This is a genomic window from Pectobacterium aroidearum (genome assembly GCF_015689195.1).
Lineage (GTDB): Bacteria > Pseudomonadota > Gammaproteobacteria > Enterobacterales > Enterobacteriaceae > Pectobacterium > Pectobacterium aroidearum.
In genome coordinates this window covers 2,595,800-2,614,260 of record NZ_CP065044.1, presented here as the reverse complement: position 1 = coordinate 2,614,260, position 18,461 = coordinate 2,595,800, and the positions used below count along the sequence as shown (strand labels likewise).

Genomic DNA, 18,461 nt, shown 5'->3' with positions numbered 1-18,461 from the left:
GCATCGTTAAGACCGGGGATCAGGGATGAAACCAGTAAAAACCACACAGCGCCTGCTGGCGTACACGCTGATCCACCTGATTGCGTTTCAGCCGCTGCTGCCGGCCATGGCCGCGGGCGTGCAGGTCGCGACGGGCAACACCGCGCTGGATCAGGCCGGTAACGGCGTCCCGGTCATCAATATCGCCACGCCAAACAGTGCGGGAATTTCCCACAACCAGTATCAGGATTTTAACGTTGATAAACCCGGTTTGATCCTGAATAACGGCACGGCGCAGCTCAATCCCACCCAGCTTGGCGGGCTGATCCAGAACAACCCGAACCTGAAAGGCAAGGCCGCCGATGCCATTATCAACGAAGTGGTGTCGACCAACCGCAGTACGCTGGCGGGGTATCTGGAAGTGGGCGGCAAACAGGCCAGCGTCATCGTGGCCAACCCCAACGGCATTACCTGCGACGGCTGCGGCTTTATCAATACTCCGCAGGTGACGCTGACCACCGGCAAACCGCAGCTGGATGCGCAGGGGAACCTACAACATATCGACGTGAAGCGTGGTGATATCACGCTGACCGGGCAGGGGCTGGATGCGAGCAAGAGTGACTACCTCAGCCTGATTGCCCGCACTGCGCAGATTAATGCCGGGCTGAATGCCAACGATACCCAGATTGTGCTGGGTACCAATCAGGTTGACGCAACGGGCAAGGTGACGGCGCAGGCAGCAGACAGCGGTGTGAAGGTCGCACTGGATACGGGCGCACTGGGCGGGATGTACACCAACCGCATCAGGCTGGTTTCCAGCGATAAGGGCGTGGGCGTCAACGTCGGCAATCTCAGTGCGCGCAGCGGGGATATTACGCTGTCGGCCAACGGTAAACTCAGCCTCGGCGATACGGTGGCACAGGGGAATATTCAGGCCGACGCGGACGCGCTGGCGCTGCGGGGCAAGCAGCAGGCGGGTGACGCGCTGACGCTGAATGCCAAACAGGACATCACACTGCAGGACGCCACGCTGCGTGCCGGACAAGACATCGCGCTGTCATCGGGTGGTGGGCTGAAGGCGCAAAACAGCGTCATCAGCGCGGGTGTCGATGCGCAGGGCACCGTCAAACCCGCCAATCAATTATCCCTTATCGGTGACGCTGTCACGCTTGGTGCCACCCAGCTTGCCGCCGGCAAGGTGACGGTCAACGCGGGCCAGTCGCTGCAGCAGGATGCGGCAAGTGGTATCAAGGCGGAGTCGGTGCTTGATATACGCGGCGACGCGGTGTCGCTGGCGGGGAGTGCGGGCGCTGAAAACGTGCGACTGGCGGCGAAGACCCTTACCGGTGCCGGCAGCGCGCAGCTTCAGGCGAAAAACAACGCCACGGTGCGTGTGGCGCAGCAGGGCGACTGGCAGGGAAACCTGACCGCCGGTAATGTGCTCACCGTTGACGGCGGACGTCTGGTACAGCGCGGCACACTGGCAGGGAAAACCCTCACGCTGACGCTGGATGCGCTGGATAACCGGGGCGATATCGCCGCGCGGCAGGGGCTGACGTTCAGCGGCGGTGACATGACGAACCGCGGCACGCTGGCGGCGGCCGAGCGGTTGGCGGTTAACGCACAGCGTCTGGACAACAGCGGGTTACTCAGCGCCCGCCATGACGTGACGCTTGAGCTGCAAACGGTACTGAACAATCAGGGTAACATCCTGACGGATAATCAGCTGTTTTTGCTGGCTGACACCATCACCAACGGCGGCACACTGCAGGCCGCGACGCTGAGTGCGCAGGCTAACCAGTTGACCAGTCAGGGCGAGGTGACCGCGAACACTCTCGACCTGACCAGCCAGACAACAGAAAACCACGGCACTATCAATGCGCGGCAGATGCTGGCGCTGCACGGCGGCAGTCTGGTGAACCGCGGCACGCTCAGTGCGGGTGAAAAACTGGCACTGACGCTGGGTGACACGCTGGATAACCGTGGCCTGATGCAGGCCGGCAACACCCTGCAGGTGACCGCCGACCGTCTCAGCAATGACGGCACGTTCACCGCGCCTGATTTACAGTTGCGCACCGGCACACTTGCCAATCAGGGGACGCTGCAGGCCGACAACGCACTGCAGCTTGAGGCCACGCGTGCGCTGACGCAATCCGCGAGCGGCACGCTGCTGGCCGGCACGGACCTGACGGTGAACGCCGGACAGGCCGAGACCGATGGCGCGATTCAGGCGCAGCAGTTCCTGCTAAATGCCGAACGCTGGCTGAATACGGGCAAAACCAGTCTTACCGGCGACGGACAGATTTCGGCCACTCATCTGGACAACCGCGGCAACCTGTTGACGGCGGGCAACTGGACCATTCACAGCGATGTCGTCAGCCAGGCCGGGGCGTTGCAGGGAAATGCTCTGACCCTTCAGGCCAATACTCTTACAAGCAGCGGACAGGCACAGGCGCGGGGCGCGGTGAACCTGACCGTCACTGATACCTTTACCAATAGTGGCGACTGGCTCAGCGGAGAGTCGCTGCGTCTTCAGGCGGCAAAGTCCGAAAACCGGGGCACGCTGCAGGCGCTAACCCTGACGGCGGAGGGGGCGTCTCTCGACAACCGTGGCACGATTAGCGGTATCACTAACCTGTCGCTCTTCCTGAACGGCAACCTGACTAACACCGGCACGCTGCAGGGCAATCAGCTTCATGCGGAGGCCGCACAGCTGACCAATCAGGGCACGCTTCACGGTACCGATGCACTGACGCTGTCCATCACCGACGGTCTGGATAATACCGGCACGCTGCAGGGTAACCAGCTTCGTGTGGATGCCGCGCAGCTCGACAATCAGGGTACGCTGCGGGGCACCGACGCGCTGACGCTGGCGATAACCGGCAACCTGTCTAATCAGGGAACACTGCTGAGTGACGGTGACAGCAGCACCAGGGCTAAACGGTTCGATAATCAGGGCACGTTGCAGGCGAAAAACGTCGCGCTGCAGGTGGATGAACTGGATAACGCGGGGAAAATCTTTGGTGTGTCCTCACTGGCGCTGACGGCGGCCAATCGGCTCACCAACCAGCAGGCGGGAAAACTGCTGTCTCAGGGCGCGGCGGTGCTCACCGCGGCGGAGGTGGTGAATGCCGGAGACTGGCAGGCGAAAACCCTGACGCTGACGGCAAATAATCTCACCAATGACGGCCAGATCCAGGGCGATGACGCCTTGTCCCTGACGCTGCCAACGACCGATGGCACAGGGAGGTTAATCAACCGCGGCACGCTGACCACGGGCGGTGACGCCACGCTGTTCGCGCGCCTGATGGAGAATCCGGGCACGCTGTCCAGCCGGGGCCACGCGACACTGACGGGCCTGTCGCTGATGAACGACGGCCGTCTGGTGGCGGCGACAGGACTGTCGCTGCGCGGCGACTATCAGGGACGTGGCCTGCTGAATACGGCGGGTACATTGGCGCTGCACGGCGACACGCTGGTTAACGGCGGACACTGGGAAAGCCGGGCGCTGTCCCTGCAAGGGAAGCACTTTACCAATCAGGGCACGGTGCTGGGTAATGACGTGACGATAACGGCGAACCGTCTGACGAACCTCGGCGGCGTTGTGGGCACCGATTCGTTGGGGATCGTGTTATCGGGCGGTCTGGATAACGGCGGCGAACTGCGCAGCAACAACCTGTCTGTTACGGCGGCGGGCGCGAACAACCGTGGCGACATGCAGGGCATCAATACCCTGCAACTGAACACCACCGGGCTGCTGGATAACGCGGGCGTCATCAGCGGCAGCCAGTCTGTGGCGGTGACAGCCGGTGACGTCAAGCAGGGCGGCACGCTGGAAGGGAAAAGCGTTACGCTGGACGCCGCCTCGCTGGTCAATCAGGGCAAGATCCTGGGTGTGGATGCGCTGACGCTGTCGATTGCCGGTAATTTTTCCAATGACGGCAATCTCCTGACCCAGAAAACGGGCGTAGTAACGGCACAGCAGATAAACAATAGCGGGCTGATGCAGGCCGAAAACCTCACGCTGGAAGTGGATGACGTGACCAATGCGGGGCAACTGCTCGGTATTCAGGCGCTGTCGGTAACGGCACAGGGCGGGCTGACCAACCAACAACGCGGCAAACTGCTGACGCAGGGCGCGGCAGTGTTACAGGCCGCTCAGGCGGCGAACCACGGCGAGTGGCTGGCGGATAACCTGACGCTGCAGGCCGAACGTTTCAACAATACAGGGCGGGTGCAGGCCGATCGTGAACTTAGCGTCACCGTTGCGCCCGTAAGTGCCGCGCGTCAACGTTCATTCCTGCCGATGGCGCTGTCGCTGGCGGCAGATATTCAGCAACTCAACGCCTCATCTTCACGCCAGAGCGACGGAGCAACAGACGGTGTACTGGACAACCGGGGTACGCTGGTGTCGGGTGGTGACCTGCAGCTGCAGGCCACGCAGATCGTCAATCAGGGCTCACTTTCCGGTAACGGCACGGCAACCCTGACCGGCAACACGATCCAGAATGACGGTGCCGTGGTCGCCCTGACATCCCTGTCGCTGACGGGGGATTATCAGGGCAGCGGGGCGCTGCAGACCGACGGGCGGCTGGACTGGTCCGGTACCACGCTCACCAACCGCGGGCGCTGGCAGGCGAATGCCATTCAGTTACAGGGGCTCACGCTGGAGAATCAGGGCTCGCTGCTGGGGCAGCGGACGGACATCACGGCCGATACCCTGTTTAACGGCGGCGAAATTGCCGGGGTTAACGCACTGCAGCTAACCCTTGCTGAGCGCCTGACCAATCAGGGCGAGCTCTACGGGGCGACGCTGGGGCTGTCGGCGACCGGCCTGTTCAATCAGGGGGAACTCTCCGGTGACGACCTGCATCTGACGCTGCAGGAGACGGTGCACAACAGCGGTCTGATTAGCGGCAGCCAGCAGGTACAGCTGGAGGCGGATCAGGTCGAACAGTCGGGTTCACTGGAAAGCCGCCGGCTGCAGGTGCAGGCGAACACTCTGGACAACCAGGGCACGATGCTGGGCGTGGATGCGCTGACGCTGGCGATTAACACCACGGCCCGCAACAGCGGGAAGTGGCTGAGTCAGGGCGACAGCACGCTGACCGCCAGACAGCTGGAGAACACAGGCCAGGTGCAGGCGAAGACGCTGACGCTGACGGGCGATGACGTCCAGAATGCCGGGCAACTGCTGGGACTGTCGTCGCTGTCGCTGACGGCGAAAAACCGTCTGACCAATACGCAAACCGGCACGCTGCTCACGCAGGGACTGGCAGTGCTGAACGCGGCTGAGGCGAGCAATGACGGCGAATGGCAGGCGGACAGCCTGACGCTGGAGGCGCAAACCCTGAACAACCGCGGGCATATTCAGGGTGATACATCGCTGACGGTGACGCTGGAAAACGGTGATGTAGACAATCAGGGCACACTGTGGAGCAAGCGTGCCGATATTGCCGCCCGCACGCTGACCAATGCGGGTGAGATCACCGGCGTGAACGGACTTCAACTGACGCTGGATGACGCCTTAACCAATCAGGGGGCGCTGAGCAGCTATCAGATGATTGCGCAGGCCGACAGGCTGGACAATAGCGGGAAAATCAACGGCCTTGACCGGCTCGAGCTGACCGTTGGCAACGGTCTTGATAATCAGGGCTCGCTGTACGGGGCGGCGGTAATGCTGAATGCGAACGACCTGAGCAACCGCGGCACGCTTACCGGTATTGACAGTCTGTCTCTGGAGCTGAACGGAACGCTGAATAATACCCGTGACATCAGCAGCACGGCGCTGACGCTCAACGCCAATGATGTCGTCAACCACGGCACCCTGACGGGCGTGAACGGGTTAACGTTCCTGCTCGGTAACCACCTCGACAATCAGGGAACGCTGAACAGCCAGGCGCTCGCGATTACTGCCCGCGACGTGACCAACGGCGGACTGCTTAATGGCACGCGCAGTCTGCAACTGACGCTCGCCGGCACCCTGATCAACACCGGTGACCTCACCAGCCAGCGCATCGGTATCACCGCGGCGGACGTACTGAACCACGGGCAGATGCTGGGCTCTGACGATCTGCAAGTTGATTTGCGCAATACGCTGGATAACCGCGGTTTAATCAGCGGCAGCACTACATTGGGTATCGTTGCAAACCATATCGACCAGCAGGGGACGCTGGAAGCGCGCGCGCTGAAGGTGGAGGCGCAGACGCTGGATAACCACGGCAAGATGCTGGGTGTCGATGCGCTGACGCTGGCAATTACGGATACGGCACGCAATCAGGGTAAATGGCTGAGTCAGGGCAGCAGCACACTGACGGCGGATCGGGTCGACAATAACGGCGGCCAGTGGCAGGCGGGCGACATTACGCTGCAGGCTAGCGATCTGGTCAACAGTGGACAGATTTTTGGTATTAACGCGTTGTCGCTGAGCGCCGCCAACGGCCTGACGAATCAGCAAAACGGGAAACTGCTGTCGCAGGGCGTCGCGGTACTGCGCGCCGCGAGCGTGACAAACGACGGCGACGCGCAGGCAGATCGCCTGACGGTTGACGCACAGCAGTTGACCAACCGCGGGCGCATTCAGGGGGACCACGGGTTGGCCATCACGCTGGAGCGTACCAATCCGGCCAGTCGGTTAACCAATCAGGGCACGCTGATCTCCGGCGGTGACAGCTGGCTGAGCGCCAGCCTGCTCGATAACCAGGGCACCGTGTCCGGCGTGGGTAAGGTGACGCTCGACAGCGGGGCGATAAACAATTCGGGCAGCGTGATTGCCGACGGGGCGCTGACGCTTACTGGCGACTATCAGGGCGCAGGCCTGTTGCATACTGCCGATACCCTGACGCTGCGCGGCAATCAACTGAACAACCGCGGACGCTGGGAAAGCCGGGCGCTGGCGCTGAACGGAGGGACGTTCAGCAACACCGGTACCGTCATCGGTGAGCGCGGCATCACGCTGGAGCTGCGTGACGGCCTGACGGTCGGCAGTGCGGGTCAACTGCTGACCAACGGTGCCTTGCTGGCGCAGGCGGGCAATGTCAGTAACGACGGGTTCTGGCAGGGCAACACACTGTCGCTGACGGCCGATGACGTCGGGAATGCCGGGCAACTGCTGGGACTGTCGTCGCTGACGCTGACGGCGAAAAACCGTCTGACCAATACGCAAAATGGCAAGTTGCTCACACGGGGACTGGCAGTGCTGAACGCGGCTGAGGTGAGTAATGACGGCGAATGGCAGGCGGACAGCCTGACGCTGGAGGCGCAGCAACTGACCAACACCGGTCACATTCAAGGCGACCAGTCACTGAGGATGACGCTGGCAAACGGTGATGTCACCAATCAGGGGGCGCTGTGGAGCAGGAGCGCCGACATCGCTGCCCGCACGCTGAGCAACGCGGGTGAGATCACTGGCGTTGACGGTCTTCAACTGGCGCTGGCTGACGCCTTAACCAATCATGGCGCACTGAGCAGCTATCAACTGACCGCGCAGGCAGGCAGCCTCGACAATAGCGGGAAAATCAACGGTCTTGACCGGCTCGACCTGACCGTTGGCAATGGCCTTGATAATCAGGGCTCGCTGTACGGGGCGGCGCTGGCGCTGAACGCGAACGACCTGACCAACAGCGGCACAATCACCGGCGTCGACAGCCTGTCCCTGGGGTTGAACGGAACGCTGAATAATACCCGTGACATCAGCAGCACGGCGCTGATGCTCAAGGCCAATGACGTCGTCAACCACGGCACCCTGACGGGCGTGAACGGGCTGACGCTGGAGCTTGGTAATCATCTGGATAATCAGAGCGCGCTGAACAGCCAGGCGCTCGCCATTGCTGCTCGCGACGTGACCAACGGCGGACTGTTTAACGGCACGCGCAGTCTGCAACTGACGCTGGACGGCACCCTGACCAACACCGGTGACCTCACCAGTCAGCGTATCGGTATCACCGCGGCGGACGTGCTCAACCACGGGCAGATGCTGGGCGCGGACGATCTGCAACTGGATCTGCGTAATAAACTGGATAACCGCGGTTTAATCAGCGGTAGCACTACACTGGATATCGTTGCGAACGATATCGACCAGCAGGGGACGCTGGAAGCGCGCGCGCTGAGGGTGGACGCGCAGACGCTGGATAACCACGGCAAGATGCTGGGCGTGGATGCGCTGACGCTGGCGATTGCAGGGACGGCCCGCAATCAGGGCAAATGGCTGAGTCAGGGCAGCAGCACGCTGACGGCGGATCGGGTCGACAATCAGGGGCAGTGGCAGGCGGGCGATATCACGCTGCAGGCCACTGACCTGACTAACCGTGGACAGATTTTTGGTATCAATGGGTTGTCGCTGACGACCACAAATGACCTTGGCAACCAGCAAGGCGGCACACTGCTGTCGCAGGGCATCGCGGTATTACGCGCGGCGAGCGTGACAAACGACGGCGACGTACAGGCAGACCGCCTGACGTTTGACGCGCAGCAACTGACCAACCGCGGGCGGATGCAAGGGGACCACGGGTTAGCCATTACGCTGGATCGCGCTAATCCGGCCAGCCTGCTCACGAATCAGGGGACGCTGCTCTCCGGCGGTGACGGCTGGCTGAGCGCCAGCCTGCTCGATAATCAGGGTACCGTGTCCGGCGTGGGTAAGGTGACGCTCGACAGCGGTGCGATAAACAATGCGGGCAACGTGATTGCCGACGGGGCGCTGACGCTCAATGGCGACTATCAGGGGGCAGGCCTGTTGCATACTGCCGACACGCTGACGCTGCGCGGCAATCAGTTGCACAATAGCGGACGCTGGGAAAGCCGGGCGCTGGCGCTAAACGGGGGGACGTTCAGCAACACCGGCACGGTTATCGGTGAGCGCGGTATCACGCTGGAACTGCGTGACGGCCTGACGGTCGGCAGCACCGGCCAGATTCTGACCAATGGGGTATTGCTGGCGCAGGCCGGTGCTGTCATTAACGACGGATTCTGGCAGGGGAACACGCTGGCGCTGTCCGCAAACGACCTGACAAACGGCGGCACGCTGCTCGGACAGGACGGGCTGCGGCTTGATTTGCTGGGCACCTATCAGGGAAATGGCCAGTCACGTCTGCTGAGCGACGGCGAGGCTGTTATCACGGCTGACCGCCTGACGCAGAGCGGTGAGATAGCCGCGGGCACGCTGAGCCTGACCACCACCACGCTGGATAACAGCGGGCGCGTGCTGGGCAGCAATGGCCTGACAGTCACCAACCGTGATGAACTGCTTAACCGTGCCGGCGGCGAGCTGCTGACCAACGGCGCAGGCCGCCTCGACAGCGGCACGCTGCGCAATGCCGGTACGCTGCAGGCGAATGACCTGCAACTGCGGTCTGGTGAAATAGATAATCAGGGCCGCATTCAGGGTACCGACGCGCTACGTCTGCTCGACGTGCTGCGCTATGTCGGCAATAAAAGCAGTCAACTGCTCAGCAACGGTGTCGCGACACTGCATGCCACACGGGCGGACAATGCCGGATTATGGCAGGCAGGTACGCTGACGCTGAACGGTGAATCGTTCAGCAATACCGGCACGGTGGCGGGGCTGAACCGTCTGTCGCTCAACGGTGACGCACTCAACAATCAGGGAGAAGTGTTCTCGCAGGGCACGGTGACGTTAACCGGCAAGATGCTGGAGAACGGCGGCACGCTGACGGGCATCGGCGGCTTTACGCTGAATCTCACCGACCGTGTCGATAACCTGGCGACGGGGCGACTGCTCAGCGGCGGCACGGGCGAACTGACCACCGGTGTGCTGCGCAATCAGGGACTGTGGCAGTCGGACGCGTTACAACTGACCGCCCGTGACCTTGAGCAGCAGGGCAATCTGCTGGGCGTACAGCGCGGGACGCTGCAACTGAGCGGCTCGTATCAGGGCGCGCAGGGCAGCCAACTGGTCAGCGGTGGCGACCTGAGACTGACGGCGCATGACATCACCAACCGCGGGCAGATACAGGGCAGCACCCTGACGCTGGGTGCCGATGAACTCACGAACCACGGTACGTTGCGTGGCAATAGCGCGCTTGACGCGACGGTCTCCCGTCAGTTTACCAATGCCTCGCAGGCACGTCTGAGCAGCGACGGCACGCTGAACGTGCAGGCGGCGACGCTGGCCAATCAGGGTGACATCAAAGCCGCGACTACCACACTGACGGGGAATACCGTGACCAACGGCGGCACGGTGCAGGGCACCACGGCATTGCAACTGGACGCGACAGACCGCATCGTCAACCAGCAGGGCGGGCAATTGTTGTCCGATGGCACTACCACGCTGAACGCGGCGGCGGTGGACAACCTCGGCTGGCTGCAGGGGCGCGGGCTGGCGGTGAACACCGCGCAGCTAACCCAGCAGGGCAGCCTGATGGCACAGGATAAACTGACGTTATCCATTCCGCGGTGGGTGAATAACGGGCTGGTGCAGGCCGGTGAACTGGAGATTATCGCCGACGAACTCGACAACCATGGCACGCTGCTGGGCCTGACACAGCTGGCGCTGCAGACGCAGCGGCTGATTAACCGTCAGGGGGCGAAGCTCTACAGCGCGCAGGAGCTGCGCCTGAAAACCCATACACTGCAGCAGGACGGGCAACTGGTGGCGCTGGGCAACCTGAGTGCCGACATTACCGGGCCGCTGACCTTTACCCAAAGTATGGCGGCCGGGAAACAGCTGACGCTGAACGTGGCGGGCGACCTCGACCAGCGCGGCACCCTGCAGGGCCAATCCGTCCAACTGACCAGCACCGGCACGCTGACCAATCAGGGCAATATTCTGGCGGGCGGTGGGGAATCGCGCGTCAGTGCAAAAGATATCGTACAGCTGGAAGCGGGCAGCATTCAGGCGGGCGGTAATCTGACACTGATAAGCGACAATACGCTGAATAACAAGGGGCTGATTGGCACCACGGGCGACCTGCTGGTGCAGGCCGGCGGCTTGCTACACAACAGCAGCATGCTTTACGCGGGCGGCAATATGCGCCTGCTGTCGGATTCGCTGACCAACGTGTTCGGCACCATTCTGGCGGGCAATAACCTGTGGGTGCAGCGCGATGCACAGGGCACTGCCAGCACCTCGCTGCTCAACAGCTCCGGCACGATTGAAACCCAGTCCGGCGATATCACGATCAACACCGGCACGCTGACCAATCAGCGGGAAGGACTGGTTGTGACGGAAACGGAATTGGCTGGGGACTCGGTGCCGGATTGGGTTGGGAGAACAACGGCGAATATTCCTATTGAATGGTTTAAAGCTGAGGATTATGGGGTCGCAAGTTTCATATCTGTTTATAGAGGTGATGGATATTCTAGTGATGAATCAATAATATATGGTATGAAGCCATCATCTTCGTTATATGTTCCCTACGAACATGCTTATATTAAAAATATCATAATAGCAAATAAGGAAATTAATATATCTGTACTAGGTTATGATGGCCGAATTTATTCTGGGAATAATATTTCTATAAATTCAATTCTCCTAATTAATGATGCCTCTCAGATTGTTTCAGGAAAAAAAATAGAGTTAATTGGAGATAGTATAAGTAATCAGTCATATCAAACTGGGGTTACAAAAAAATATTTAACATATCAGTATGAAAATACTAAGTACAAACCAGCACAGTATTATATAAATGGTGTGCTTTCAAAAGTTAAATATACACCATCTAGTTTTGATTACATGTTGGCCAATTTTTCCCCATATCTTACTTATATCTTGAAAAATACCCCAACTACCGAAAAAACCGTTGGCGAAAGCTATAACGCCTTAATTCAGGCAGGCGGCACCATTACCGCCAATTTCAAACAGGATATCAGTAATACCACATTACAGCCGGGCAGCGGTGGGTTTATGCCGGCCTCCACCAAGCCGGTGCTGGATGCCATCACCACGCTGTCACCGTTGCAGAAGCAAACCACGCGCCAGCTGGTCAGTCAGGATTCGTCGTTTAATGCCGGGGCTGTAGACGTCACCAAAGCCGGCGACGGGCAGGCTGCGCTGGCGGGCAATGCCGCAGGCGTGGCGGCGACGGGTAAAGCAGTCACGCTGACGCCACAGTCTGGCACCGCACTGCAGGCGGGCGCGCAGGCGGACAACATCACGGCGACCATCGCGACACCGACTACTACAGGGCCACTGACGCTGAACACCGGTGACACGGTGGTGTTGCCGCCTTCTGCTTCCAGCCACGTCAATAATCCTAATGCGGTCGTGCTGACGCCGCAGTCTGGGACCTCGCTGCAAACCGGTGCGCAGGCGGAGAATATCTCCTCAGTCATCGCGACACCGACTACTACAGGGCCGCTGACGCTGAACACCGACGGTGCGGTGGCGTTACAACCTTCAACCTCCGGCCATGTCAGCAACCCTGATGCCGTTGCGCTGACGTCAACAGGCCAGCGGCCTGATGCGGGCAAGAGCCTGACGCCGGTTAACGTGGACAACACCGCGGCGGGTATCACGATAGCGGGCACGGTGGGCACGCCTGCTGCGTTAGCAACACCGGGCATGGCCGTGATTGATGCACCGAAGCCAACGGTCAGTGCAGACACCCCGCCGGGCGGAACTGCACCTGCTGTACCACAACCTCTCTCTGCCGCAGACTTGCTGAGCGCCATCGGCAACGGGCTGCAAAACCTGAGCACCAACCCACTTGCCGAGTACCCGCTGCCGACCGGCAATAACGGGCTGCTGGTGGTCGACCCGAATGCCGACAGCCGCTACCTGATCCACACCAACCCGAAACTGGAACAGCTGGGACAGGTCGACAATGCGCTGTTCAGCGATTTGCAGACGCTGCTGGGGCAACAGCCGTCAACGGTGGTGCCGGTTGAGACGCGCTCGCAGTGGACGCAGACCGACCGGGTGCTGGGCTCGTCCTACCTGCTGGACAAGCTGAATCTGGATGCAGACCACGATTACCGCTTCCTCGGGGATGCGGAGTTTGATACCCGCTACATCAGCCAGGCGGTATTGAAACAGAGCGGCCAGCGTCACCTGAACGGCACGGGCTCCGATTTGGCACAGATGCAAATGCTGCTGGATAATGCGGCGGTGGCGCAGAAAGGCATGAACCTGCAACTGGGCGTCAGCCTGACGCCGGAGCAGGTCGCCAACCTCAGCCAGAGTCTGGTCTGGTGGGAAAATATCGAGGTCAACGGGCAGACCGTGCTGGCACCGAAGCTGTATCTGGCGCAGGCGGATAAAAGTAACCTGCAGGGCAGCGCGATTGTCGCGAACAAGGTTGAACTGAACGCCGGCGGCAGCGTCACCAACAGCGGTACGCTCAGGGCGGTTGACGTGTTGGCAATCGCCAGCGGCGATAAAATTGATAACCACGAAGGCGGGCTGATCAAGTCAGACGGCGGCCTGAATCTGGTGGCGCTCAACAATATCACCAACAGCGGCAGCCGGATGGAGGGCAACACGCTGCAGCTCGCCAGCATCAACGGCGACATCATCAACCGCACCGAAAGCCGCAACTTCCAGACCGCGCAGCCGACGGCTTCCCATAGCGGCACCGGCTCGCTGGTCTTCACCGAACTGGGCAAAACCGCCGAAATCGTCGCGGGCAACAGCCTGACGCTCAGCGCGGGCAAGGATATCCGCAACGTGGCGGCCACGCTCAACGCCGGTCAGGACATGGCGCTGAACGCCAAAGGCAATGTGGCGATGGAGGCACTGACGCTGACCAACAACCGTGTCGATATCGGCGGGGGCAGCAGCAACACCGCGCTGAATACGGCCGTACAGGGCAGCACCGTCACGGCGGGCGGTACGCTGAAAGCGGTCGCGGGTCAGGATATTCAGATTGATGCCAGCGCGCTTTCCGGTGGCACGGCGCTGACGCTGGCGGCGGGTAACGACATTCGCCTGACCGCACAGGACACGCTGAAAGAGACGCTGTATCAGGGCGGCAGCACCGCGCAGCGTCGCACGCAGGAGGTGGCTAATGCTCAGCTGCTGAGCGGTGGCGAGTTGAGTCTGGTGGCCGGACGGGATGTGCTGTCCGAGGCGGCCAGCCTGAACGCCAAAGGCACGGCGACACTGGCGGCCGGACGCGACCTGAATCTGCTGTCTGAAACCGAAGAAACCTACAGCGGCAATTGGTGGAACCGCCACGCTGACTGGCAGCAAAACATCACCCAGCAGAGCACCGAACTCACGACGGGCCAGGGCCTGAACCTGCAGGCCGGCAGAGACATCAATCTGCAGGCGGCGCAGGGCGTGGCGAGCGGCGCGGTGACGGCGCAGGCGGGCAACAACATCAACCTGCTGTCGGCGACCGAAACGCAGCACACCTTCTTTGAAGAAACCCAGGTCAAGAAGAAGCGGTTTTCGAAGACGGTAACGCATACGCTGCAGGAAACGTTGCAGACGAATGAGAAAGGCAGCCTGTTGTCGGGTGACAGTGTCACGCTAGCGGCTAATCAGGATATCAACCTGCAGGGCTCCTCGGTGGTCGGTGACAAGCAGGTGACGCTGCTGGCGAACAACGACGTCAACACCGCTGCCAGCGTGGAGAACTACCAGAATTATGAAGAGTACAGCAAGAAAAAGAGCGGGCTGTTCAGCGGCGGCGGCATTGGCTTTACCATCGGTTCAACGTCAACCAGCCAGAAACTGCGTGACCAGGCGGCGACCCAAAGTCAGAGCATCAGCACCCTCGGCAGCACGACCGACTCGGTGACGGTGAAGGCCGGGAACGATGTCAGCATCAGCGGCACCGACATGGTGGCCGGGAAGGACATTCTCCTGCAGGGTAACAATGTCACCCTCGACCCGGGCTACGACACGCGCAAACAGCAGCAGGAGTTTGAGCAGAAAAGCGCAGGGCTGACCGTGGCGCTCTCCGGCGTGGTGGGCTCGGCGCTCAACAGCGCGGTGCAGAGCATTCAGGCGGCAAAAAGTGAAAGCGATGGCCGGCTGGCGCTGCTGCAGGGCATGAAGGCCGGGCTGGCGGGGTATCAGGCCTATCAGGGCAGCCAGTCCGAGCTGAACAACAAGGGGGAAGCGTCTTTTGTCGGCGTCAGCATTTCCCTCGGGGCGCAGAACTCACGCTCCAGCCAGACCAGCGAGCAGAAACAGAGTTTTGGCTCGACGCTGAATGCGGCCGGGGATATCGGTATCGAATCGCGCACCGGGGATATCACGGTCGCGGGCAGCCAGCTTAAGGCGGGCGGCGATGTCCTGATGAACGCGGCGCAGGATATTCACCTGCTCTCTGCCCGTAATAGTGAAGCGCTGAGCGGCAAAAACAGCAGCAGCGGCGGCAATATCGGCGTCAGTCTGGGCTTAAGCAACGGCAGCGCGGGGCTCAGTATTTTCGCCAACGTCAATGCGGCGAAAGGACGGGAAACCGGCACGGGCAACACCTGGTCAGAAACCACGGTGGATGCGGGCAATCACGTCACGCTGAAAAGCGAACGCGACACGCGACTGACCGGCGCGCAGGTGAACGGCGAACGCATTGATGTTGACGCCGGGCGTAACCTGCTGCTGCAAAGTCAGCAGGACAGCGACCGCTATGACTCCAGCCAGGTGAGCGGGTCGGCGGGCGGCAGCTTTACCTGGGGCGGCGGGGGCGGCAGCGGCTATATCAGCCTCAGCAAGGACAAGATGCACAGCAATTATGACAGTGTGCAGCAGCAGACGGGGCTCTTTGCCGGTAAAGACGGATTTGGTATAAAGACCGGAGAACATACCCAGCTTGACGCTGCGGTCATTGCCTCCACCGCCAACGCCGAGAAAAACCGGCTGGAAACGGGGACGCTGGGCTGGAGCGGGCTCAACAATAAAGCTGAATTCAAGGTGGAGCACAGCGGTGCCGGGTTCAGCGCCAGCCCGTCCCTGAACGGCAGTATGCTGTCGACGCTGGCGATGAACGTGCCGTCGGCGCTGATGGCGCTGGGGAGCAGCGGCAATGCGTCCAGCACCACCTATGCGGCGGTGAGTGACGGCACCCTGCTGCTGCGGGATACAGCGAAGCAGGTGCAGGATATCGCCACGCTGAGCCGTGACGTTGAGCACGCGAACAACGCGCTCAGCCCGATCTTTAACAAAGAGAAAGAGCAGAAACGCCTGAAACAGGCGCAGCTGATAGGTGAAATCGGCGCGCAGGTGATGGATATCGTGCGCACGGAAGGCGAGCTGAAGGCGCAGAAAGCGGCGGAGGCCAAGGGCGATGCCACCGTCAAACGTCCGCAAGAGGGGGATTCAGCGCAGGAATGGGAAGTCTATAAAAAGGCGCTGACGGAATCGCCGACCTACAAGGCCGAGATGCAGAAATACGGCACGGGCAGCGACTTCCAGCGTGCGGCACAGGCGGCGACGGCGGCGATTCAGGCCCTGGCGGGCGGGGATATCCAGAAAGCGATAGCCAGCGGTGCGTCGCCGTACCTGGCGCAACTGGTGAAAGACGTCACGCTACCGAAGGATGAGAGCAAAATCACGGCGTCGGATATCGCGGCCAATGCGATGGCGCACGCGGTGGTGGGTGCAGTGGTCGCCCAACTGTCGGGACAGGATGCGGCGGCGGGGGCGATTGGTGCCTCCAGCGGTGAACTGGCCGCCCGTACGATTATGGCCTTGCAATATCCCGGCAAGACGGCGAACGACCTGACGGAAGCGGAAAAACAGTCGGTCAGCGCGCTCTCGACGCTGGCCGCCGGGCTGGTATCGGGTCTGGCTGGCAACAGCACGGCCACCGCCGCCAGCGGTGCACAGTCCGGGCGCAATGCGGTGGAGAATAATGCTTTGGGTGCGGATGCCGGGACGGCGTTAGGGTTCTGGTTAGGCAAAAGCGACGAATGTGGTGTTGTCTGTAAGGCGGAGATTGCGAAAGGCATTGCTGAGGGTAATCTCGTGGTATCAGCCGGTGTGGCAGGCGTTGCCGGTGGCGCAATGATCGTGGGGGCCACGCCGGAAATCGTGGCGGCGGCAAAAGCGGCATTGGAAGGGTGTAAGGCTGCGCCGACGATTTGTCTGAACAATGCCGGATTGCAGGTAGCGGAAGCTGTCACACCGGGAGGTGTGGGTGCTGCTGGGGCTATCGGGGTTGGCAGGACGGTTGCAGAAGCAACGGTGGCTAAGGCTGAGGCTGTGGCAGCTAATGCTGCTAAGAATAGTCCACCATGGAAGGTTGGTGAGTATCTTGACGACTTTAAACCCTCGCCTAGTCCACTGGAATTGGTCATGGAACAGGCTGAAAAAGGTTCACAAACTGCATATATCAGGATGGATCACATCCTAAACGGTGAAGTGAAAACTTTGAAGAATGGAACAAAAGTTGGCTCTGGCGGGCATTATATTCGCGATTCAAATATTAAGATCGATGAGATAACGGGAGTTCCAGATGCTAATGGTGTTTCAACTGGTTATATTTCTGTGAGGGATCTATCTACAGGCGAGTGGGTTAGTAAGAAAGCACAGACTACGTTTTTCCCTGTGCAATGGTCAAAACGCCAAACTGCCCAAGAGATCGAGAGTGCGTTTAAAAATTCTGAAAGAATACCTAATACAGAAATGTGGAGCGGAAAATCATCTAGTGGGCTGGAAATTCAAGGTTTTTACGGTAAGCCCGATGGAACAGGTGCAACCGCATGGCCTGTATATAAAGGAGGGAAAAAGTAATGTTGAATGATCGGATTACTTTTTGGTGGAATGAGAAAAGCAAGCTATTTATTCCTATTGGGGGGAAGATACGTGATAGCTTGGGGGGGGGGGTATTGGGTTATGGAGCGCGTGAAATTGCAGGGTGGTTATCTAATGACATTCAATATGGAACCCATTCTGTTGATATCTGGGTAAAAAATTTAACGGCTTTAGCTTCTGGAAAAATTACCGATGGTAATTTTGGTATAGGTAATGCCCATTGGGTGATGGTGACCCAAGGTAAAGTTTTCATTGGTTGTGAATATGTTGAAGAGCAACAGGTACTTTTAACTATTGAACAAACATTATATGTATTGGAACAGTATCGCTCCTTTTTGGACGGTTCTTATACTGAGGATTATCCACCGGAACCTATAGACGTAGAATATTTAGCTGAAGGCCTTGCGGCAGTTACACAATATGAATCTTTAGAAGGCTCCTATTGCTTGCCATATTAGTGAGTAATGATAGAATCCCGGCCCCTAAAAAGGCCGGGATTTTTTGTCTGTCACTCAACCGCAGGCCGTATCACCAGTTGTCCCTGTTCAACAGTGATAACGACCGGGGTATCGGTCGCAAATCCAGTGCAAGAATCACCACGCTGAGCCGTGACGTTGAGCATTCGAACAACGCGCTCAGCCCGATCTTTAACAAAGAGAAAGAGCAGAAACGCCTGAAACAGGCGCAGCTGATAGGTGAAATCGGCGCGCAGTTGATGGATATCGTGCGCACCGAGGGTGAGCTGAAGACGCAGAAAGCGGCGGAAGCGAAAGGCGATGCCACCGTCGAGGGTTCGAAAGACGGGTGATTCGGTCGC

At 60.0% G+C, this 18,461-nt stretch carries 3 protein-coding genes; all 3 read left to right on the top strand.

The window, feature by feature from the left end; translation table 11 throughout:
* The first annotated feature begins 25 nt into the window (after nucleotides 1-25).
* From I2D83_RS22490 to I2D83_RS11665, 3 genes are read left to right on the top strand one after another with little or no spacing between them, the layout of a single operon-like run.
* Nucleotides 26-17,623, top strand: a complete 17,598-nt coding sequence (locus tag I2D83_RS22490) for a hemagglutinin repeat-containing protein (protein WP_205946561.1) — start codon at nucleotides 26-28, stop codon at nucleotides 17,621-17,623.
* A complete protein-coding gene (locus I2D83_RS11670) occupies nucleotides 17,623-18,102 on the top strand; it encodes a hypothetical protein (protein ID WP_205946560.1) in 480 nt (159 codons plus the stop codon). Before I2D83_RS22490 ends, I2D83_RS11670 begins: the two co-directional genes overlap by 1 nt.
* Nucleotides 18,102-18,452, top strand: coding sequence for a hypothetical protein (locus I2D83_RS11665; protein ID WP_241007216.1), 351 nt, complete (start codon nucleotides 18,102-18,104; stop codon nucleotides 18,450-18,452). Before I2D83_RS11670 ends, I2D83_RS11665 begins: the two co-directional genes overlap by 1 nt.
* Nucleotides 18,453-18,461 lie beyond the last annotated feature (9 nt).

Bases quoted from the DNA above. Each gene is read 5' to 3' on its own strand.
- I2D83_RS22490 (WP_205946561.1), top strand. From the start codon at position 26: ATGAAACCAGTAAAAACCACACAGCGCCTGCTGGCGTACACGCTGATC.
- I2D83_RS11670 (WP_205946560.1), top strand. From the start codon at position 17,623: ATGTTGAATGATCGGATTACTTTTTGGTGGAATGAGAAAAGCAAGCTA.